Origin of the sequence: Pseudomonas sp. LF-5 (assembly GCF_037626295.1) — a bacterium.
GTDB lineage: Bacteria > Pseudomonadota > Gammaproteobacteria > Pseudomonadales > Pseudomonadaceae > Aquipseudomonas > Aquipseudomonas monsensis.
Genome location: NZ_JARKMT010000002.1, coordinates 1,009,895 through 1,031,272, shown reverse-complemented (window position 1 = coordinate 1,031,272; position 21,378 = coordinate 1,009,895). Strand labels below are relative to the sequence as shown.

The 21,378-nt window shown below is 59.0% G+C and carries 19 protein-coding genes and 4 tRNA genes; 2 read left to right on the top strand and 21 right to left on the bottom strand.

All coding sequences use genetic code 11. The annotated features are described in order from the left end of the window. Window positions 1–17 precede the first annotated feature (17 nt). The 6 genes from PseuLF5_RS11785 to PseuLF5_RS28170 all read right to left on the bottom strand — a co-directional run bounded on the left by PseuLF5_RS11785 (window position 18) and on the right by PseuLF5_RS28170 (window position 4,654). The gene (locus PseuLF5_RS11785) at window positions 18–1,007 is read right to left on the bottom strand and encodes an FkbM family methyltransferase (protein WP_340133588.1); all 990 of its coding nucleotides are present in this window, start codon (window positions 1,005–1,007) and stop codon (window positions 18–20) included. Between the two features lie 220 nt (window positions 1,008–1,227). Further along, entirely contained in the window at window positions 1,228–2,376 is a 1,149-nt protein-coding gene (locus tag PseuLF5_RS11780) for an acyltransferase family protein (protein WP_340133586.1), read from the bottom strand. A gap of 38 nt (window positions 2,377–2,414) precedes the next feature. Next, window positions 2,415–2,807 carry a tail fiber assembly protein gene (locus PseuLF5_RS11775; RefSeq protein ID WP_340133585.1) on the bottom strand — a complete coding sequence of 131 codons (393 nt, stop codon included), beginning with the start codon at window positions 2,805–2,807 and terminating at the stop codon, window positions 2,415–2,417. Between the two features lie 194 nt (window positions 2,808–3,001). Continuing rightward, a complete protein-coding gene (locus PseuLF5_RS11770; RefSeq protein ID WP_340133583.1) occupies window positions 3,002–3,685 on the bottom strand; it encodes a glycine-rich domain-containing protein in 684 nt (227 codons plus the stop codon). Window positions 3,686–3,688: 3 nt separating this feature from the next. After that, on the bottom strand, window positions 3,689–4,279 hold the full coding sequence (locus tag PseuLF5_RS11765) for a YmfQ family protein (protein ID WP_340133582.1): 591 nt from the start codon (window positions 4,277–4,279) through the stop codon (window positions 3,689–3,691). Between the two features lie 9 nt (window positions 4,280–4,288). Continuing rightward, on the bottom strand, window positions 4,289–4,654 hold the full coding sequence (locus PseuLF5_RS28170; protein WP_429541744.1) for a baseplate J/gp47 family protein: 366 nt from the start codon (window positions 4,652–4,654) through the stop codon (window positions 4,289–4,291). Here PseuLF5_RS28170 and PseuLF5_RS11760 point away from each other — a divergent pair. Then, complete coding sequence (locus PseuLF5_RS11760; RefSeq protein WP_071171664.1) at window positions 4,635–5,771, top strand: tyrosine-type recombinase/integrase; 1,137 nt, start codon at window positions 4,635–4,637, stop codon at window positions 5,769–5,771. The genes PseuLF5_RS28170 and PseuLF5_RS11760 overlap by 20 nt on opposite strands. Before the next feature lie 87 nt (window positions 5,772–5,858). Here the strand turns inward: PseuLF5_RS11760 and PseuLF5_RS11755 are convergent. Next, window positions 5,859–5,935 (bottom strand) — tRNA-Val (locus tag PseuLF5_RS11755). 184 nt (window positions 5,936–6,119) lie between these two features. Between PseuLF5_RS11755 and PseuLF5_RS11750 the strand changes: the two genes are divergently transcribed. Then, a complete protein-coding gene (locus tag PseuLF5_RS11750) occupies window positions 6,120–7,403 on the top strand; it encodes an NAD(P)/FAD-dependent oxidoreductase (RefSeq protein ID WP_123463391.1) in 1,284 nt (427 codons plus the stop codon). Window positions 7,404–7,478: 75 nt separating this feature from the next. Here the strand turns inward: PseuLF5_RS11750 and PseuLF5_RS11745 are convergent, their stop codons facing one another. From PseuLF5_RS11745 to accD, 14 genes are all read right to left on the bottom strand, one after another. Continuing rightward, entirely contained in the window at window positions 7,479–8,450 is a 972-nt protein-coding gene (locus PseuLF5_RS11745) for an XdhC family protein (RefSeq protein ID WP_336347769.1), read from the bottom strand. A gap of 1 nt (window position 8,451) precedes the next feature. After that, the gene (locus tag PseuLF5_RS11740) at window positions 8,452–9,687 is read right to left on the bottom strand and encodes a c-type cytochrome (protein ID WP_336347768.1); all 1,236 of its coding nucleotides are present in this window, start codon (window positions 9,685–9,687) and stop codon (window positions 8,452–8,454) included. A 2-nt stretch (window positions 9,688–9,689) separates the two neighbouring features. Continuing rightward, window positions 9,690–10,229 (bottom strand): (2Fe-2S)-binding protein, encoded by a 540-nt coding sequence (locus PseuLF5_RS11735; protein ID WP_340133581.1) that lies wholly within the window; start codon window positions 10,227–10,229, stop codon window positions 9,690–9,692. Further along, window positions 10,222–13,053, bottom strand: a complete 2,832-nt coding sequence (locus PseuLF5_RS11730) for a xanthine dehydrogenase family protein molybdopterin-binding subunit (RefSeq protein ID WP_123463397.1) — start codon at window positions 13,051–13,053, stop codon at window positions 10,222–10,224. The genes PseuLF5_RS11735 and PseuLF5_RS11730 overlap by 8 nt, the downstream gene beginning before the upstream one ends. Before the next feature lie 483 nt (window positions 13,054–13,536). Continuing rightward, window positions 13,537–13,613: transfer RNA gene (locus PseuLF5_RS11725), tRNA-Asp, on the bottom strand. 94 nt (window positions 13,614–13,707) lie between these two features. Continuing rightward, a tRNA-Asp gene (locus PseuLF5_RS11720) sits at window positions 13,708–13,784 on the bottom strand. Between the two features lie 55 nt (window positions 13,785–13,839). Continuing rightward, window positions 13,840–13,915, bottom strand: a tRNA-Val gene (locus PseuLF5_RS11715). A 168-nt stretch (window positions 13,916–14,083) separates the two neighbouring features. Further along, a complete protein-coding gene (locus tag PseuLF5_RS11710) occupies window positions 14,084–14,860 on the bottom strand; it encodes an SDR family oxidoreductase (RefSeq protein ID WP_123463399.1) in 777 nt (258 codons plus the stop codon). After that, window positions 14,857–16,068 carry an O-succinylhomoserine sulfhydrylase gene (locus PseuLF5_RS11705; RefSeq protein ID WP_123463401.1) on the bottom strand — a complete coding sequence of 404 codons (1,212 nt, stop codon included), beginning with the start codon at window positions 16,066–16,068 and terminating at the stop codon, window positions 14,857–14,859. Before PseuLF5_RS11705 ends, PseuLF5_RS11710 begins: the two co-directional genes overlap by 4 nt. Window positions 16,069–16,141: 73 nt before the next feature. Then, window positions 16,142–17,647: an amidophosphoribosyltransferase gene (gene purF / locus PseuLF5_RS11700; protein ID WP_016773943.1), complete on the bottom strand. Its 1,506-nt coding sequence runs from the start codon at window positions 17,645–17,647 to the stop codon at window positions 16,142–16,144. A 41-nt stretch (window positions 17,648–17,688) separates the two neighbouring features. Next, window positions 17,689–18,249, bottom strand: a complete 561-nt coding sequence (locus tag PseuLF5_RS11695; RefSeq protein WP_007913461.1) for a CvpA family protein — start codon at window positions 18,247–18,249, stop codon at window positions 17,689–17,691. 98 nt (window positions 18,250–18,347) lie between these two features. Then, window positions 18,348–19,016, bottom strand: coding sequence for an SPOR domain-containing protein (locus PseuLF5_RS11690; protein ID WP_340133579.1), 669 nt, complete (start codon window positions 19,014–19,016; stop codon window positions 18,348–18,350). Further along, window positions 19,000–20,307, bottom strand: a complete 1,308-nt coding sequence (folC, locus tag PseuLF5_RS11685; RefSeq protein ID WP_340133578.1) for a bifunctional tetrahydrofolate synthase/dihydrofolate synthase — start codon at window positions 20,305–20,307, stop codon at window positions 19,000–19,002. Before folC ends, PseuLF5_RS11690 begins: the two co-directional genes overlap by 17 nt. Next, window positions 20,304–21,224, bottom strand: coding sequence for an acetyl-CoA carboxylase, carboxyltransferase subunit beta (accD, locus tag PseuLF5_RS11680; RefSeq protein WP_123463406.1), 921 nt, complete (start codon window positions 21,222–21,224; stop codon window positions 20,304–20,306). Before accD ends, folC begins: the two co-directional genes overlap by 4 nt. Between the last annotated feature and the right edge of the window lie 154 nt (window positions 21,225–21,378).

Genomic DNA, 21,378 nt, shown 5'->3' with positions numbered 1-21,378 from the left:
TGATAACCATAATCACATTATGAGCGGATCTTTCTAATTACCTCGACCAACCGCCAACCCTTCGAAGAGACAACGGACTTGTAAAGACCGGTAACTTGATTGAGGTGTTCGGTCAGGGCTGCAACCTCTTCCTTGAGCCTATGATTTTCCAGAGTCATGGCGGTTTTCGAATGTAGAGCTTCCATATCGTGCTTGGTAAGGGCTACAACCTCTTCTTTGAGCTTATGGTTTTCCAGAGTCAGGGAAGCGGTTTTCGAATGTAGAGCTTCCATATGGTGCTGAGCTTCGTCAGGAATGCCGGCCTCTTCCGAAACTACCTGCACTGGATTGTCTTCGAAGCGAGAGGCTCGAAAGGCGAATAGAGAAACCACCTCTTTCTTTATGAAGTAGGCATTCACATGTGAAGACACGTCGTAAACATAACCGAGACCTGAGAGCTTGTTACGGATTTCACCGAAGTCCAAATGCCCAATCTCGATGCAAAAAATATCAGGAAGAACTTCACAACCATACATACCATCTATAACAGATAGCTCATGACCTTCGACATCTAAAACAAGAAGATCGACGTGAGAAATGTTGTTACGCTTAATAAATTCAGGCCATGTCAACAGATCCACTTCAACATGAACAAATTTACAGCCTTCCCGCTCCAGAATTGAAAAATGTTTCTCGGTGTGTGCGAGCGAACCGTTCGTACAGTCAACGCCAAAACTGGGATGATCTACAGCTGTAAAGGTTGCAGTGCCGACTTTGTCTGAAAGTGCAAAATTAAAATTTTTAGACTCCGGACGATTCTTGCACAAATTCTCATAAACCCAAGGAACTGGTTCAACATTGTAACCTTTCCAACCCATTGTCTCTTCAAAGAATTTGCAGGAATTTTCGGTCAAGCCGTCGAATGCTCCACACTCAACGAAAACACCTTTTATTCCTTCGTCCTTGAAATATCTTTCGAAAATTAATTTATCGACTTGCGGTTCAAATTGCCCATAGAATTTATGCATGCGCGAGTCCAGCACCAAAGGTATCCAAGGTCGACAATACTACCCCGGCGACACGGAAAATGGTATGCCATCCCGGTGCTTGCTCATGTTACTCGCCCGCCGCTGGTCACCTGGCCTGGAACTCGGCTGGGAAATGTCACCGCAAGCGCTTGCTTGCCGGTGTTTGTCTGGGCGAAAAAGCCCGCACTAGGCGGGCTTATTAATCCTCCACTTCAAGTCTCTATCGCAGCTCTGAAATGAGCGGATACTTCTCTTTACTCATTAAGAACTTGGCAAATCTTTGCGATGGCTTTTCAACACCGACATGGATAACCCAAGAAATTGATAAAGCCAACAGAACTACGAGAACCAAGGAGATCAAAGGAGCGACGTGAAGATCCGCTAGCACACGCAATACCACATACCCCGCCACACCATGAATAACATATAGCGGGTAGCTTATGTTTGCCAGAAAATCTGTTATGCGGTTGGCTCGGAACAATGCAGGCCACAACATCGCACAAACAAAAAACGCAAATGCCATAGCATAACTATAAGCTAAATTCACAGTATTAATTTCAGGCCCACTAAACCACATCACATAAAACAAAACAAAACACATCAATATCATCGCTGATGCCTTCAACGCGGACATCTTATTTGAATGATAGTAATACAGTGCAACACCTATAAACATAAACACTATGAATTTTGCAGGATATATAAACGTCAACAGCTTAATGTACAACCAAGCATTTGTCTGGCCGTACTGCGGGAGTATCGTTGCGGCATAGATGCCAAGCGCAGCAACAATAGCTGGCAGAAGAAAAACCCAAAGTGACCCTCGCTTGAAAAGCACTATGCATATCGCGCAAAGGATGTAGAACTTCAACTCAACCTCGAGAGTCCACACAATGCCGTCAATGCTTTTAGACCAAAACAAATCGCGCAACCCAGGAATGAAATGGATTAGAATCTCATCCCTTGTATATAACCACTCAACATCGAAGTAATAACATGAAAGCAAAAGTGCCAAAAGCGTCACGCCAAACCCAACAAAGTACGTCGGGAAAATTCTTAAAAACCGATTAGCCACAAAATCCAACAGCCCTTTTCTCTCCAGTGATATTGGAATAACGAACCCACTAACCAAAAAGAAAAGACCTACACCAAAGGCCCCATAATTAAAGTTAAAATAATTTACCAGCTGTATAGCTGATATATAGGACGGTATCGGCATATCCTGAAATGTCAGTAATGGTGCATTGGTGAGCGCCGAGACAGTCGGCGGCGACGTCCAAAAAACACCAAAATAATGAGCAACTAGAACTGATATTGCTGCGATACCGCGCAGTGTATTGGCAAACTCTATTTTTTTTATGACTTCCATGACCGCAGTTCGACACCTGAAAAATTTTCAGGAATGTATCATGCCATCGGAGACATCGGCCATTCCGGCGACACCACAGTCAGGTCCACTGCTTGCAGGTTGTTATAGTAGGCCTGCCAGGCACGAGCCTTTACGGTCGCCGGGTCAGTTCCACTGCCGAGATCGACGGCCATGAACAGAGCGCTGATGGCCTGTGGCGACACGTACATTAGATTGACTTGCATCTGTGTGTTCGCGGCAAGGATCTGCTCGGGAGTTAGCACCGGCAGCGGAGGTGGCGTAAAAACATCGTTACCGTACGTATCGCCGATATTGGCCGAATCACTCGCCACCACCGCGTAACCATCCGGCTGTGTCAGATCCCCCTCAGGATCAAGCTCAATGACGTTTTCTACTAGGGTTGTAGCCATATTGATCAGTGCGTATCGCATGTGTTTTACCTATTGAGTGCAGTATTCGATGACTACAATCTGACCTAGCGAACCTGCTGCTCCAGCAGCGTTGCCCGCTGTGTTCGAGGCGCCACCGCTCCCACCTGACCCGCTGCCGGTCCCGGCGTTGCCAGATCCATTCACGCCTGCCGGATAACCACCTGCGCCGAAAATGCCACCACCGCCCTGACCACTCAGGCCGCCACTAGCCCCCCCCCAAGGATCATGGAGGCGAACCCATTACTACCGCGGATGTTTATGTCGCCGCCACTAGCAGTACCGCCAGCGCCGCCAGCAGCAGGTACGCCAGTCGTTGTGAGAGCAGGCGAACCCGAGCCTCCGACGCCGCCGTTACAGGCGAGTAGTGCACCGAATGCCGTATTGCCACCAGTCCCGCCAGCATTATTACCGGCCGATCCACCGGAGCCAGCCCCGCCAATCGATACGGCTTGAGATGCTCCGATTTGGGCCGCCGTGAATATCTTACGAGAGTACCCGCCATATCCACCGCCGCCGCCGGCAGCGCTTGTCCCTGAGCCACCTGCAGCCCCGCCACCGCCACCGCCCCCTGCCACCGCTTCAACATCACAAAAAACCATGCCCGCTGACGGCGTATATGTGCCAGAGCCCGAGAAGACTTGACGCTTCACCGTTTTAATCAATCCCTGCGAAGTAGCAACCTTCTTGATAGCATCGAGCAGATCAGCAGCCCGACCTTTGGTTGGAGAGATCGCGCCCGATACTAAGACCGCCATCAGGTTTTCTTGCACGTCATTCAGCCAATCATCAGTAACCAAGGTGGCTTCAACACCGCTAACCGGATCGCCATCCGTGAACTTGTTATCAACCGTGGCGCCAGGCCCGTCAATTCTGTGCATGCGTCAGTCTCCGTAAGCGAAGAGCGCAATCGTGTGCGCGGGCTTCAATTGATTTATTTTGCATTCGAGGGTGTCATTGCCCCATGTACGCAGGCGCTCACCAGCAGCTGACGCGCCGGCGCGGAATGAAATGACAGTACTTTCAGGCGCCCGAACCAACCAAGTGAAGACCCAAGGGCCATTCGTGAGTGGGTCGCCTGCATAAGAGCGGCCGGCACGAAATGGGCGGTACTCTTCAATGGTCACGGTGTAGCCAAGGGTGCTCGCCAGTTCAATGAAATAAGCCGAAGACTGCCCGCCGGTACTGGATAGCTTGGCGAGCAAGGCGTTCTTTCGGCCCTGAAGCGTCTCCTCCAAAACGCCTGAGCATTTGTCAGGCAGGCCTGCAACCCGCTCCCAGTCACTCAATAGCTCGTTCGTGCTGGCCGGGTTTGCCTCAGCAGGAAGGTTTTCTCCCCGGCCATCAACGCGAGCAAGCTCGATCGACATCCCATCCAGCAAGTTATGTAATGTGGTACCGGCTTCCCTAGGGAACGCCTGGCCCGGAGGCAGCAGCGTTTTCAGCTGCTCCAGGTAATCGGCAGCTGTCGGCATTACGCCTCCTTAAAAGCTGGAGAAAGTGATTGTTCCTGGAACTGCCATATGCCCAGTCGCGTGCGCCACATCTGCCGTCGGTGATGTAATAGCGTTATCAGACTCGCCGGCAGCCACGGATACCGCTTCCCGAAGGCGACTAATAAGGATGGGACTGCCGGGCTTGGAGTCGCGGTCGATCAGGTCAGAGATTTCAGCTCGGACAGCAGCCTGAACGGCGGCCGTGTTGGGCGAAAGCTTGACTGCCATGTTCAACGGATCAGCGATCGGGGCAGCAACGAAAACTTCGGCCGTTACCGGGCGCCGCCCTTGCCCATCAATGTAGGCTGCTGGCCAAGATGTTGGAGATAGGCTGATGGCTGCCCGGCCGCGCACGCTCAAAAACAGGAAGCTACCGCCAAATCTTTACCCGAACGGTAAATATTTTCGGTACCGGAACCCCATTACCGGCTTGATGACCAGCATCAACCGCCCACTTGAGGAAGCAATCAAGCTCGCGCACGCAGCAAACCTCAAGGTCGCGGCGCTGGTCGTCGATGACGGGGCGCTGCTCACCCTGCTGACCGGCGACCGGTTGCCAACGGTGAGCAACCTGCTGCAGCGGTTCAATGACGAATGGCTGGTGGACAAGGGTTATGCGGCGCGGACACTGGAAGAGATCAAATTCAAGCTCGAGCGGTACCGGCAAGATCTTGGCGATCGCCTGATCGGGCAGATGGACGTGCTGGCCATGGCTGAATACCTGGACCAGTTCAGCAACAACGCCTACACAAAGCATCGCGGGCTGTGGGTGCAGATCTTCGCTTTCGCCGTGGCCAAGGGGTTGGCCGAGCGCAATTGCGCCGAGCTGACGCTGGTCAAGAAGGAAGCCGAGAAGAAGCGCCAGCGGCACACGCTGGAAGGACTACAGACGATCATCGGCGCGGCGACCACGCCGCCCTGGCTGAAGCGGGCAATCCGCCTGGCACTGGCCAGCCTCCAGCGCCGCGAAGATATCGTGACCTGGCTGAAGTCGGCGGTCGACATGGACAAGAACACGCTGACCGTGTCTCCGGGCAAGACGCAGGGCTACGACAATCCGGTTCACCTGAAGATCACCATGGGCGCCGCGCTGCGTGAAGTCGTCGGCGAGTGCCTGCGATCGCCGTTGGTGTCGCCTTATCTGATCCACTACAAACCGAAGGCGCGGCGCCGTGAACAGATCGACGCGAAGGACCACTGGACCTCGGTAACGCCGGATTATCTGACCAAGGAGTTCAGCAAGGCCCGCGACGCCGCGCACGCTTATGACCATGTGCCCGCCGGTGAGCGCCCCACTTTTCACGAGATCCGCGCTTTAGGTGCATGGCTGTACGAGCAGCAAAACTTCCCACAGGAATACATCCAGGCGCTGCTGGGCCACGCGGACGAGAAGATGACGAAGCACTATCAGGAGGGACACGGCGACAAGACGATCGACTATGTTGAGGTGAGCGCCGAACTGGCGTTCTGAGGTGGGGGTTTTGCAAATCGCAGACAACAAAAAAGGGCCCACCTTTCGGTGAGCCCTTCTAGACCGCCCAGCAGAGCGGATTTTGTTTGGTAGGCGCGATTGGACTCGAACCAACGACCCCCACCATGTCAAGGTGGTGCTCTAACCAACTGAGCTACGTGCCTGCTGTGAGGCGGCATTCTACGGAATTCCGGAGGGGTGTCAACACCTTTTTTTCACCTAACCCTATGAATATGCAAAATATTTAATTTCAGGCCGGTGAAGAAGATTATTCCGGTGGCTGGCGGAGGTTTTTCAACTCGGGTAGGATCGGCACACTCGTAAAATATATTAAACAGAGGCTGCAGGATGGCGAACACCCCTTACCCAGAGTCTTATTACGCTGCGTCGGCCAATGCCGTACCGCCCCGCCCGTCTCTGCAAGCTGATGTGGAGACGGACGTCTGTGTGATCGGCGCCGGGTACACCGGATTGTCTTCAGCCCTGTTCCTGCTGGAAAACGGTTTTCGCGTGACCGTGCTGGAAGCCGCCAAGGTCGGCTTCGGTGCGTCGGGTCGTAATGGCGGGCAGATCGTCAACAGCTATAGCCGCGACATCGACGTGATCGAACGCAGCGTCGGCCCCAAACAAGCACAACTGCTCGGGCAGATGGCCTTCGAAGGCGGCCGGATCATTCGCGAACGGGTCGCCAGGTACAACATCCAGTGCGACTTGAAGGACGGCGGCGTGTTTGCGGCCCTCTCCGCCAAGCAGATGGGCCACCTGGAATCGCAGAAGCGCCTGTGGGAGCGCTTCGGCCATACCCAACTTGAGCTACTCGATGAACGTCGCATTCGCGAAGTGGTGGCGTGCGATCAGTACGTCGGCGGCATGCTCGACATGAGCGGTGGGCACATCCATCCGCTGAACCTGGCGCTGGGTGAGGCCGCAGCAGTGGAATCCCTCGGCGGGACCATTTACGAACAATCACCCGCCGTACGCATCGAGCGCGGTGCCAACCCGGTGGTGCACACGCCACAGGGCAAGGTCAGGGCCAAGTTCATCATCGTTGCCGGCAACGCCTACCTCGGTAATCTGGTACCGGAACTGGCAGCCAAGTCCATGCCCTGCGGCACACAGGTGATCACCACCGAACCGCTGGGAGAAGAACTGGCGAAATCCCTGCTGCCCCAGGATTACTGCGTCGAAGACTGCAATTACCTGCTCGACTATTACCGCCTGACCGGCGACAAGCGCCTGATCTTCGGCGGTGGCGTGGTGTATGGCGCGCGGGACCCCGCAAACATCGAAGCGATCATTCGCCCGAAAATGCTCAAGGCGTTTCCTCAGCTCAAAGACGTGAAGATCGACTACGCCTGGACGGGCAACTTCCTGCTGACCCTGTCGCGTTTGCCACAGGTCGGGCGCCTTGGCGACAACATCTATTACTCGCAGGGCTGCAGCGGCCACGGAGTGACCTACACACACCTGGCCGGCAAGGTGCTGGCCGAAGCATTGCGCGGGCAAGCTGAACGGTTCGATGCGTTTGCGGACTTGCCGCACTATCCGTTCCCGGGCGGGCAGTTGTTGCGTACGCCGTTTGCGGCATTGGGCGCCTGGTATTACGGCTTGCGCGACAAACTGGGTTTCTGATCAGTTTTCTTGACTGGCAAAAAACTGTGGCGAGGGAGCTTGCTCCCTCGCCACAATTCGATGAACAAGCCCGTATCAGAGTTGGTCTCGGGCAATCCCGCTACGAATTCGCAAAATATCCGCCAGCACCGCCAAGGCAATCTCCGCCGGGGTCTTGCTGCCCAGGTTCAAGCCGATCGGCGCATGAATCCGCGCCAATTCAACTTCCCCCAATCCGCCAATCCTGCGCAGGCGCTCGAAGCGCTTCTGTGAGGTCTGCTGCGAGCCCATGACGCCGATGTAAAACGCCTCGGTACGCACCGCCTCCATCATCGCCAGATCGTCGATACGCGGATCGTGAGTCAACGCTACCACCGCGGTATCGCGATGACAGCCGCCGTCGGCAATGAACACCGACGGCAACTGCCGACGAATCTCCACGCCATCCAGTATCACGCCGTCGAGCACTTCATCACGCGGATCACAGAGAATCACTTCGAAACCGAGACCGACCGCAAACTCGGCGCATGCCTGCGCAACACTGGAATAGCCGGCGAGCAACAAGCGCTGCGCGGCGCCGACTCGAATGCGCACCCGATCAATCTCACGTTCGATGCGCGCCCCCTGTTCGCAATCTGCAAACAACGCCCGCGCACCGCTGGCCAGATCGACCTCACGAATCAAGCGGCGCTGACCGAGCAGCGCCGATTCGAGCTCTCGCAGATGCGCCTGCACCTCGCAGTCGGCGTCAAATTTCTCTACCAGTACGTCGAGAATGCCGCCACAGGGCAGGCTGACCCGCGAGCGCGGATCATCGCCTTCGCCGTAGCGCACCACGTTGATCGCATCGAGAAACGCACCTTCCGCCACGCGCTCGAGAAAGTCTTCCTCGACACAGCCACCGGACAGCGAACCGATCCACTGCCCGTCATCGTTCACTGCCAGCAACGACCCCGGAGCACGCGGTGCCGAACCATAGGTGGTCAACACGGTGCACAGCCAGATGCGCTGCCCCGCCACCGACCACGCCAGCGCCCGGCGTACCACTTGTAGATCGAGATGCTGCATGTCAATGCGCCTTGTGTTCGACGGCCGGGACTTGCGCTTGCAGCTTCTGCACGTCGCTGACCGCCAGTTCAGCCGATTGACCGCCCCAGCCTTGACGCAGGTAGTTCAGCAGATCGGTCAGTTGCGCAGCGCTGAGCTTGTCGGCAAACCCAGGCATGGGCTGCATATGCTCGAACCCGGCAAATTTCTGCTCGCCGATGCCGTCTTCGATCACCCGCACCAGATTGCGCGGATCTTCCAGGCGCAGCGTGGTATTGCCGCGCATGGCCACGGCGATGTGCGGCTTGCCCTCACCCCCGGCAGCGTGACAACCGGCGCAGACGTTCAAATATTCCTGACGGCCGCGCTGCGCGCTCGGGCCGAGCTTGTCCACGGGCACTTCAACGAGCGCTGCGGCTGCAGGCGGCTTGTCGCCGAGCAGGAACGTCGCCATCGCTTTCAGATCCTGATCGCTCAGGCCCTGGGTGCTGTTGTGGAACACCGGGAACATCTCGTTGAACATCGTGCCCTGGGCGCTCATGCCGTGCTTGAGGAACGTGCTCAGGTCTTGCTGATTCCAGCCGCGCGCCGCCAGATCGGTGGCCAGCAGGCCAGGCGCCAGATAACCGTTGAGGACGCCGCCAGTCAGACGCTTGTCCATCTGCATCGCACCCGGCAAGCCGCGCGGGGTATGGCACTCGCCGCAGTGACCAAGCACCTCGACCATGTACTGGCCGCGCTTCCAGGCCTCGCTCTTGCCTTCGGCCGGCTCCAGCTTCAAGGCCTTGCCGTACAACATATTCCAGCCCATCAGGCCCAGGCGCACGTTGAACGGAAAGCTCAGGCTGGTGACCGGCGCGGCGCGCTCGATCGGCTCGATGGTTTTCAGGTACGCGTGGATCGCGTCGGAATCTTCCCGCGGCATCAGGTGGTACGAAGTGTACGGCATCGCCGGGTACAGATTCGCCCCGTCGCGGCGCTTGCCTTCGGTCAGCGCCGCGAAGAACTCGTCATCGCTGTACAGGCCGATGCCGTGCTCTTTGCTCGGGGTAATGTTGGTGCCGTAGATCGTGCCGAACGGCGACACGATCGGTAGCCCGCCAGCAAACGGCGCGCCGCCCGGTGCGGTGTGGCACGCCATGCAGTCGGCCGCGCGAGCGAGGTATTCGCCGCGCTTGACCTGGTCGTCGGCGTGGGCAAACAGCACCGGCGCAGCCAGTCCGACCGCCAGGGTCAGACGGGTCAATAGATGCTTCATGCTCAACCCTCCTTGACCAGGCCGAGATCGGTCAGCACGTTGCGGGTCGCGTTGTAGTAACGCACGTACCCGGTGCAACGGCAGACGTGATGGCCGAGGCTGTCCTCGATGACCTGCTCCAGCTTGCTCTTGGCAATCGGTTGGCGCTGCAGCTTCTCCACCAGCACGGTCGCAGCATTGACGAAGCCAGGCGCGCAGTAGCTGCACTGGAAGGCAAATTCGTCGACGAAGCGTTGCTGAATCGGGTTCAGCTCAGTGACCTGACCCTGCTCGTCACGCTTGGCGTGAGCTTCGATGGTGCGCACTTTCTTGCCTTCGAAGTGATGCGCACCGGTGATGCAGGTGCGTACTTCTTCGCTGGTGCCGTCCGGGTTATCGACAATCACCACGCAGGCGTGGCAGATGCCCTGGCCGCAGCCCAGGCGCGAACCGGTGAGGTTCTTGTATTCGTGCAGGTAGTCGATCATCGGCAGGTCATCAGGGATGTCCACCGGGCCGACGGATTGACCGTTGAGGGTCAGTTGAAGCGGACGGTTAGCCATTGAGGGCCTCCTTGATGCGCGCAGCAGTGATTGGCAGATCGCGAACACGTTTACCGATGGCGTGCGCCACGGCGTTACCGATGGCACCCACCACCGGGATCATCACCACCTCGGCGATGCCTTTGGACGGATCGCTTGGCGACAGCGGCGGCAGAATCTCCGCGGTCTGCTTCCACACCGCCACGTGGCGGGCCATCGGCAGGCGATAACGGTTGAAGTTCCAGTCACCCTCCCCCGGCCCGCCTTCATACAGCGGCATCTCTTCCATCAGCGCGTGACCGATGCCCATGGCGATGCCGCCTTCGAGTTGGCCCTTGACCAGCTCTTCGACCAGCACCCGACCGCACTCGACCCACGAATGGTGGTTGAGCACTTCGACTTCCGCCGAACCCTTGTTGACCTTCAGCTCCACCAGCGTGGCCACCGGGCTGTAGTAAGTCACCGCAGCGTTGTTCAACTGAACCACCGGGTAGTTGATGTTCTGGCGATCCAGCAGGTGGAAACCGGCGCTGTTCATCTGCGCTTTCTTCGCTTGCGGCGCACCATCGCCGTACTTCACCGCCAGACCATCGAGCGGCAGACGCTCGCGCACGCCGTCGATGCTGTACTCGGCCTCGGCCCAGCTCCAGCGATTGAATCCGTGGACGGTGGCAGCGGTGACCAGACCCCGCTCGTGAGCGCGCTTGGCCAGCTCTTCAAAGCTCAGCGGCTGCATGCCGTTAGCTGTGAGTTTGCCATCGACCCAATGCGCATCTTCGCGACGCACCACATAGGGGTTGGCCTGCCCGCCATACGGGCCCTGACGCCAGATTTCCAGCGCCGCCGGCCACAAACCGTGGTTGAACAGCACGCGCGCCGCTTCACGGGTGGCGTGGCTGAAGTAGTAAGCCGAGTTGGTCGCCGACGACGCCGAGGCCAGCTTGCCGACCCAGCGCGGGTTGCGCAGCAGGTTGTCCTGCTCGGCCTGACTCATGATGTAAGGGTTGCCGCTGGTGATCAGCTGCATTTCCTTCCATTCGGTCTCACCGGTCTTCACCTCATGCGCCGGGCTGCCGAGGAAGTCGGCCACCACCAGCGCTTGCGAAGTGGACATGCCGGTGCCGATTTCGATTCCGATGTGACGCAGGCTGATGCGACCTTCAGCGGTGAATTCGATGCTGGCCATCGGCGCTTCCGAGCCGGTGCCGAAGTCTTTCTGGCAAATGGCAAAACCCACGCCATACCAGTTGTCCGGGTCGGCGGCTTCACGCTGCTGCTTGATCGCGTCGCGGTTTTTCCAGACTTCGTGCACCGACGCCTTGTCGAGAATCTCGTGCAGGCGCAAGGCACCGGCGGGGATCGCACCCTGAGTGTTTTTCATGCCGGACCGCAGGGCGTTCTTGCGACGCAGGTCGATCGCGTCGACACCGAGGCGATTGGCGATTTCGTCGACCATCATTTCGGTCGAGGCCATGCTTTGCAGGGTGCCGTAGCCGCGCATCGAACCGGCTTCAACACCACGCGAGTGGTAAGCGGTGACCTGCAGATCGTTCTGCGGCATGTAGTAGATCGACTGCGCCGCCGTGGCGCCCACTGCTGCTACCGACGGGCTGTAGTTGATCCGACCGCCGCCGTCGACGCTCATTTCGGCGCGGAAAATCTTGAAGCTGTAGTCGTTCTTGTCCACCGCCAGTTGGTAGCGGATATCGAACGGGTGACGCTTGATCCCGCTCTGGAACTGCTCGTAGCGGTCGTTGGCCAAACGAATCGGCACACCGGCGCCGTACAGCGCAGCGAGGGCGGCGTAGTAGACGAAGATATTGTGGTCTTTGGAACCGTAACCCACGGTGTAACCCGGGTGCATGTTCAGGTTGGCCAGGCCGAAACGAGACGGCGCGATCATTTTCGCAGTCTCGGTTGCAGCTTCCAGCGGGCACTGGGTGGCCACCACGAAGTGCAGGGTCTTGGTTTTCGGGTCGTACCAGCCGTTGCCGTTGTCCGGCTCCATCGCGGCCGGCTCGATCGACGGGGTCTTGTAGCGCTCGTCGAACACCAGCCAGTTGTCCGGCGGCGTGTCGATCTGCTGCTTCATGCGGTCGGCGTAGAACAGCCCACGCTCGGTCAGGTTACCGTGCAGGTTCGGCTGGGAATTCCACACCGGGCGACGGTTTTTCAGCATCGGGAACAGGATCGAGTCCTTGAGGCTGGCGAACTCGTCTTCATCGGCCGAGGTCGGACCGCCCACGCGCACGTAGCGGAAGCTGCCATAGGGGTCGCCTTCGTAGTACGGCACTTGCGCACCGTAACGAATCGCCTTGTCATTGAATTTGAGTTTGTTCTTGGCCTGGCGGAAACGTTCGAAATCGTTCCAGATCAGGATCGCTACCGGATGACCGATGAACATCGGTACCTTGCCTTCAGGCAGCAAGGGATCCGGCGCGTGCTCTTCGGGGAACACGATGCCGTCCTTGTCCAGGTCGGCAGCGGTGACGATACGGTCAGGTTGCAAGTCGGCGCCGAGCCACGACAGGTCATAGCCGTCGTAGATACGGTCGGCCTTGATGGTTTTCAGCAGCATGGCGTGGCCTTGTTGCTCAGGCCAGCCCGGCATGTCCCTGGAGCGAATGTCGCGGGCAAATACCTTGCTGCCGCAGACCTTGGACAGGGCATCGTTACGCTGGCGCGCCTTGCCGTTGTTGCCGAGCCACTTCTCGGACGGCACGGTCACGCTGTTTTCCATCAAGGCAGCCAGCGCCTGACTGCTGAGCGGCGTGAGCGTGACGCTCACACCCGCCACCAGCCCGCCCTGGAGGAACGAGCGCCGGGATATATCACGGTTGGACATGGATCATCCTCTGGGCGGTTATGTGTCCGCCCTTCTGGTTATCTACTGGGAATCTCGAGTCTTGCAGAAGCCCTTCTTGGCTAAACAAAGGGCGTGTTGACAGTGCAAAGCTGACCGAAAGGTTAACTTTAAAGGTTTCCGGGCTCGCAGCAAACAACCAGTTACAAAAATTTGACTAAAGAATCAGAAAATCAATGCGACGTGGTACCGCAGCAGGCGGGCAGGCACTCGCAGGAGTGAGCCTGCTCGCGATAGCGGAGTATCAGTCACCAGATGCGTGGCTGAACTGACGCTATCGCGAGCAGAGTATCTACGGGGATTTGTATTGGCTTCAGGAGTTGGAGCAGGAGGAAAAGAGGGGAATAGCCAAATTTCAGACACAAAAAACCCCGGTCTTTCGACCAGGGTCTTTGCTATCGAATCCGAATCAACCCAAGGTTGCTTTCGGTGCTTCAAGGCGTTCAGTGGTCCTTGAAACAGATATGGCGCAGCGGACGGGACTCGAACCCGCGACCCCCGGCGTGACAGGCCGGTATTCTAACCGACTGAACTACCGCTGCGTATCGCTTTGAGCTTGCGCTCAAGTAACTCGTTTTGATTGAAAGCTTCGGTGCTTTGCAATCGCGAACCAGACATTGCCTGACTCGTAAAATATGGCGCAGCGGACGGGACTCGAACCCGCGACCCCCGGCGTGACAGGCCGGTATTCTAACCGACTGAACTACCGCTGCGCGTCGGTGCAGGCACTTTCAGCCTACCTTCTTGCTTTCGCAAGTCACTCGGAAGTGGTGGGTGATGACGGGATCGAACCGCCGACATTCTGCTTGTAAGGCAGACGCTCTCCCAGCTGAGCTAATCACCCGTTTGCATCTCCGAGGCCGCGAAATTTACGCAGGTAGCGAACCTAAGTCAATAGCAGGATTGAAGTTTTTCTGAAAAAGACAAAATTGAGTCAATCCCGGAAAAAAGTATCAACCTTGAAACCGCTATCGCAAGCAGGCTCACTCCTACAGGATCGCGGCTTCGCCTCTTAGTCCGTGTAAATCATCTTTTTCGTCATGCCGCCATCGACGACGAATTCCTGCCCGGTGACAAACCCGGCATTTCTCGACAGCAGCCACGCCACCATCGCCGCGACATCCTCGACCGTCCCCACCCTGCCCGCCGGATGCTGGGCATGATCGGTATCAGCCAGAGGTTCGGCCCGCCGCGCCGACGGATCACGCGCATCAATCCAGCCCGGACTGACCGCGTTCACACGAATTTCCGGCCCGAGGCTGATCGCCAGCGCATGCGTCAGCGCCAATAGCCCGCCCTTGCTCGCCGCATAGGCCTCGGTATCCGGCTCGGACTGCCCCGCCCGGGTCGAGGCCAGATTGACGATCGAGCCGTTATGCGCACGCAGATAGGGCGCGCAATGCTTGGCCAGCAGCATCGGCCCACTGAGGTTCACCGCCAGCACCCGATTCCAGTAAGCCAGATCGAGGCTTTCCAGGGTGATGTTGTGCGGATCAGCCACCGCCGCGTTGCACACCAGCGCGTCGAGACGACCAAACTGCCCCAGCACCTCGGCCACGCCGAGTGCGACCTGACTCTCCTCCGCGACATCCATGGCGATAAACCAGGCGTTCTCGCCAAGCACCTTCGCCACTTTCGAACCGCGCACCCGGTCCAGGTCGGTCAGCACCACTTGCCAGCCTTCGCTGATCAGCCAGGCCGCAATGCCCAGGCCAATCCCGCGCGCAGCACCGGTGACCAGCGCCACGCGACCATGAGTACCCGCTGTCGGCGTGGACAACTCGATCACAGCGCCGCCAGACCGCGCGCCAGGTCGGCCTGCAGGTCGGCGACATCTTCCAGACCGACCGCAATGCGGATCAGGCTGTCACGAATCCCCGCGGCTTCACGCTCCTGCGGCGCCAGACGGCCGTGAGAGGTCGTGCTCGGATGAGTAATGGTGGTTTTGCTGTCGCCGAGGTTGGCCGTGATCGAAATCAATCGGGTCGCGTCGATAAAGCGCCAGGCACCCTCTTTGCCACCCTTGACCTCGAAACTCACCACCGCACCAAAGCCCTTCTGCTGACGCTGGGCCAGTTCGTGCTGCGGATGGCTCTTGAGCCCGGCGTAATGGACTTTTTCGACACCCTCCTGTTGCTCCAGCCATTCGGCCAGTTGCTGGGCGTTGGCGCAGTGCGCCTTCATCCGCAGATTCAGGGTCTCCAGGCCTTTGAGGAAGATCCACGCGTTGAACGGGCTCAGGGTCGGCCCGGCGGTGCGCAGGAAGCCAACCACCTCTTTCATTTGCTCGCTGCGACCGGCCACCACCCCGCCCATGCAACGGCCCTGGCCGTCGATGAACTTGGTCGCCGAGTGCACGACAATGTCCGCCCCCATTTTCAGCGGCTGCTGCAGCGCAGGCGTGCAGAAGCAGTTGTCGACCACCAGCATTGCGCCTTTGGCGTGCGCGATTTCCGCCAGCGCGGGGATGTCGACCAACTCGGCCAACGGGTTGGAGGGCGACTCGACAAAGAGCAGCCTGGTGTTGGACTTGATCGCCGCATCCCAGGCCGACAGGTCAGCCAAAGGCACGTAATCGACTTCCACACCGAAACGCTTGAAGTACTTCTCGAACAGGCTGATGGTCGAACCGAACACACTGCGCGAAACCAGCACATGATCACCGGCACTGCACAGGCTCATCACCACCGCCATGATCGCGGCCATGCCGGTTGCGGTCGCAACGGCCTGCTCGGCGCTTTCCAGCGCGGCAATGCGCTCTTCGAACGCGCGCACGGTCGGGTTGGTGTAACGCGAGTAAACGTTGCCCGGCACTTCCCCCGCGAACCGCGCGGCCGCGTCGGCGGCGGTGCGGAACACGTAGCTGGACGTGAAGAACATCGGATCACCGTGTTCGCCTTCCGGCGTGCGGTGCTGACCGGCACGTACGGCCAGGGTGTCGAACGCTACGCCTTCGAGGTCGCTGTCCAGCCGACCGGCATCCCATTCCTGACTCATGCTGTCACTCCTTGCCCTGTTCTTGAAAATTGAAAGTCAGATACAAAACCGGCCCCTCAGGGCCGGTAGAAACTCAGTTGTTGTACAGATCAATGATCGCACTGACTGCCTGGGTCTTGACCTTGGAGGCATCGTTGCGCGCCTGCTCGATCTTGTTCAGGTAAGCCTCGTCGACGTCGCCGGTGACGTACTTGCCGTCGAACACCGCGCAATCGAAGTGCTCGATCTTGATCTTGCCGCCGCCGACCGCTTCGATCAAGTCAGGCAGGTCCTGATAGATCAGCCAGTCAGCGCCGATCAGATCCGCCACGTCCTGGGTCGAACGGTTGTGGGCGATCAGCTCGTGAGCGCTTGGCATGTCGATGCCATACACGTTCGGGAAGCGTACTGCCGGCGCCGCCGAGCAGAAGTAGACGTTTTTCGCGCCAGCCTCACGGGCCATCTGGATGATCTGCTTGCAGGTGGTGCCGCGCACGATCGAGTCGTCGACCAGCATCACATTCTTGCCGCGGAATTCCAACTCGATGGCGTTGAGCTTCTGGCGAACCGACTTCTTGCGAGCCGCCTGGCCCGGCATGATGAAGGTGCGACCGATGTAACGGTTCTTGACGAAACCTTCGCGGAATTTCACGCCCAGGTGGTTGGCCAGCTCCAGCGCAGCAGTACGGCTGGTGTCCGGAATCGGGATGACCACGTCGATGTCGTGCTCTGGACGCTCGCGCAGGATCTTCTCGGCAAGCTTCTCGCCCATGCGCAGACGGGCCTTGTACACAGACACGCCGTCGATGATCGAGTCCGGGCGCGCCAGGTAGACGTGTTCAAAGATGCACGGGGTCAGGGACGGGTTGGTCGCACATTGACGGGTGTGCAGCTTGCCGTCCTCAGTGATGTAGACCGCTTCGCCCGGGGCCAGGTCGCGAATCAGGGTGAAACCGAGCACGTCCAGCGAAACGCTTTCGGACGCGATCATGTACTCGACGCCTTCGTCGGTGTGACGCTGGCCGAACACGATCGGGCGAATGCCGTGCGGATCGCGGAAACCGACGATGCCGTAACCGGTCACCATCGCCACGACGGCGTAACCACCCACGCAACGGTTATGCACGTCGGTCACGGCGGCAAACACGTCTTCTTCGGTCGGCTGCAGCTTGCCGCGCTGGGCCAGCTCGTGGGCGAACACGTTCAGCAGCACTTCCGAGTCGGAACTGGTGTTGACGTGACGCAGGTCGGATTCGTAGATCTCTTTGGCCAACTGCTCAACGTTGGTCAGGTTACCGTTATGCGCCAGGGTAATGCCGTAAGGCGAGTTGACGTAAAACGGTTGGGCTTCGGCCGAAGTCGAGCTGCCCGCAGTCGGGTAGCGGACGTGGCCGATCCCCATATGGCCGACCAGACGCTGCATGTGACGTTGTTGAAACACGTCACGCACCAGGCCATTGTCCTTGCGCAGGAACAACCGGCCATCATGGCTGGTCACGATACCGGCAGCGTCCTGGCCGCGGTGCTGGAGCACGGTTAGCGCGTCATACAGCGCCTGATTGACGTTCGACTTACCGACGATACCGACGATGCCACACATGCGACGCAACCCCTACTTAATGGATCTGAACTGAACAACACTCACTGTGGCGTTTTGGCCGACGGCAAGAGTTGCTCCTTGAACGGAATATCAGCGGGTACGCTGATTCCGCTGGCAAGCCACTGACTGCTCCACCCGAGAATCAGGTTTTTGGACCAGTCGGCGACCAATAGAAACTTTGGCACGAGCTGTGATTCTTTCCACCACCCGTCCTGCTGTACCGGCCCCAGGCTCAACAGCCCGACTGCCACGACCACCAGCAACACGCCACGCGCTGCGCCGAAGGCCATGCCGAGGAATCGATCGGTCCCGGACAACCCGGTGACGCGAACCAACTCGCCGATAAGATAATTGATCATTGCGCCCACGATCAGTGTGGCGACAAACATGATGGCACAGCCCGCGATCACGCGAGCCGATGGGGTTTCGATGTATCCGGCAAGGTACTCGGACAGTGAGCCACCGAACATCCAGGCAACGACTCCTGCGATGATCCAGGTCACCAGCGATAATGCTTCCTTGACGAAGCCGCGGCTCAAACTGATCAAAGCGGAGATGGCGATGATTGCAACGATCGCCCAGTCAACCCAGGTAAATGGCACAGTGCAGCCTACAGACGGATAAGGCGGCGCATTTTAGCAGAGCGCATGCCTCTCGGTAAGCTGCGATTATCAGTGCATTTCAATCGAGGCGATAGTTTTTAACCGCGCTCGGGCTGGAAGCGCACGACAAAACCCTTGAGGTTCTGCTGACGACTCAACAGATCGCGCAGACGATCGGCTTCGGCACGCTCGATCAGCGGCCCGACAAACACCCGATTCTTGCCATCGGCAGAGCGGATGTAGGCGTTATAGCCTTGGCTGCGCAGGGTTTTCTGCAGGCTCTCGGCGCTGGCGCGGCTCGACAGACTGGCCAGTTGCACCGACCAGCTCACCGACAGACCGTTGGCATCGACGCGGCTTTGCGTTGTGTCAGGCTTGGCTGCTGGCGCAGCGATAGGCTGGGCAGGCGCCGGAATCGGCTTGGCCACCGCTGGCGGCGCAGCCGGTTTGGCGATGGCTATGGGAGCCGCCGGTACCGGTGCAGCCGGGGCAATCGGAGCAGCAGGCGCAGCAGGCGCAGTCTCTTCTGCAACCTCCTCATCGGTTGGCACCGGTTCTTGCGGCAAGGCCTGCGGCTCCGGCACCGCCACCTGCTCCATTTGCACCTGCGGCATGGCAGATGCTTGCGGAGCGGCCGGCGCCTCGACGACCACCTGGCGCTGCTCATCCTGACGGGAAAACAGCATCGGCAGGAAAATCACCGCCAGCGCCACCAGCACCAGGGCGCCGACCATGCGCTGCTTGTACGCTTTATCCAGCAAAGCCATTTGCCGCTTCCTCCGTGGAGCGCCGGGCCAGCCATTCAAGGGCCTCGGCGACACAATAAAATGATCCGAACAACAGAATCTCGTCGTCGCCGGTTGCCACTGCGCATTGCCCTTCCAGGGCGGCGGCGACACTGTCGTAAGACGTGACGGATGCGCCAAGGTTCTGCAAGGCAGCGTGTAATTCAGCCACCGGGCGAGCACGTGGCGAATCCAGCGGCGCAACCGCCCAGTGCTCGACACTAGCACTCAATTCGCCGACAACACCATCCAGATCCTTGTCCGCCAGCAGCCCGAACACCGCCAGACGCTTGCCGACCGGCGGCCGGGAGGCCAGACGACGGGCCAGATACTCGGCGGCATGGGGATTGTGCCCCACATCCAGCAATACATTCAGGCGCTTGCCATTCCATTCGAACGAGCGGCGATCCAGACGGCCAACCACACGAGTCGCCTGCAAGGCAGCCACGATCTGCCCGGCATCCCACGGCAGCCCGAGCAGCAGATACGCCTGCAACGCCAACGCTGCGTTTTCCATCGGCAGATCGAGCAAGGGCAAATCGCGCAACTCAACGACCCGACCTTGCGCGTCGGTGCCGCGCCACTGCCAGTGCTGATCGGTAACACCAAGATCGAAGTCTCGCCCGCGCAGGAAGAACGGGCACGCCAGTTCGCGCGCCTTGTCGAGCAGCGGTTGCGGAGGATTGAGGTCACCACACAGGGCAGGTTTGCCCTGACGGAAAATTCCGGCCTTTTCGAAGGCCACGGACTCGCGGGTGTCCCCCAGATAATCGGCGTGGTCGACGCCGATACTGGTCACCAGCGCCATGTCGGCGTCCACCACGTTGACCGTGTCCAGACGCCCGCCCAGACCTACTTCCAGGACCACCGCATCCAGCCCGGCCTGCTGAAACAGCCAGAACGCCGCCAGGGTGCCCATTTCGAAATAAGTCAGGGAAGTGTCGCCACGCCCCGCCTCAACGGCCGCGAAGGCTTCGCAGAGCTGGGCGTCAGTGGCTTCGACGCCATTGAGCTGCACCCGCTCGTTGTAACGCAGCAGGTGCGGGGAATTGTAGACACCAACGCTCAGACCCTGCGCCCGCAGCAATGAAGCTACCAACGCGCAGGTCGAACCCTTGCCGTTGGTGCCGGTGACCGTAATCACCCGAGGCGCCGGCTGGCCCAGCCCCATGCGGGACGCTACCTGTTGCGAACGTTCCAGCCCCATGTCGATGGCTGACGGATGCAACTGCTCAAGGTAGGCGAGCCACTCGCCAAGGGTGCGCTCGGTCATACGTTGGCAGGCACCGGCGGAACCACGATTGGCTCGACTGGAGCGGCGACGTAGGTCGGTGTCGGCTGGCCGGTCAGTTGCGCCAGCAGATTGCCCAGACGCGGACGCAGTTCACGACGATCAATGATCAGGTCGATGGCGCCGTGCTCCAGCAGGAACTCGCTGCGCTGGAAGCCTTCCGGCAGTTTTTCACGCACGGTCTGTTCGATCACACGCGGACCGGCGAAGCCGATCAGGGCTTTCGGCTCACCGACGATAACGTCGCCAAGCATTGCCAGACTGGCGGAAACACCACCGTAGACCGGGTCAGTCAGTACCGAGATGAACGGAATGCCTTCTTCGCGCAGACGTGCCAGCACGGCCGAGGTCTTCGCCATCTGCATCAGCGAGATCAGCGCTTCCTGCATGCGCGCACCACCGGAAGCGGCGAAGCAGATCATCGGGCAACGGTGTTCCAGGGCGTAGTTGGCAGCGCGCACGAAGCGCTCACCGACGATGGCACCCATCGAGCCGCCCATGAAGCTGAATTCAAACGCCGAAACCACCACCGGCATACCCAGCAGGGTGCCGCTGACGGAGATCAACGCGTCTTTCTCGCCGGTCTGCTTCTGTGCAGCGACCAGACGGTCCTTGTACTTTTTGCCGTCGCGGAATTTCAGACGGTCAACCGGCTCCAGATCGGCGCCCAGTTCGTTGCGACCTTCGGCATCGAGGAAGATGTCGATGCGCGCACGTGCGCCGATGCGCATGTGATGGTTGCATTTCGGGCAAACGTCCAGGGTCTTTTCCAGCTCCGGACGATACAGCACAGCCTCGCAAGACGGGCATTTGTGCCACAGACCTTCCGGCACCGAGCTCTTCTTGACCTCGGAACGCATGATCGAAGGGATCAGTTTGTCTACTAACCAGTTGCTCATGCTTTCTTTCTCCAGTACCGGCGGCCCGAACGCTCTGGTTCGCAGCCCCGCGTATGCCCTTCAGCTAAATTCATGTGTGTGGCGATGGTTGGTGGACCGCCACGGTCAGCGCGAAACATGACCTGCGTGCAACCCATAAACCCTCAGCCTCGCC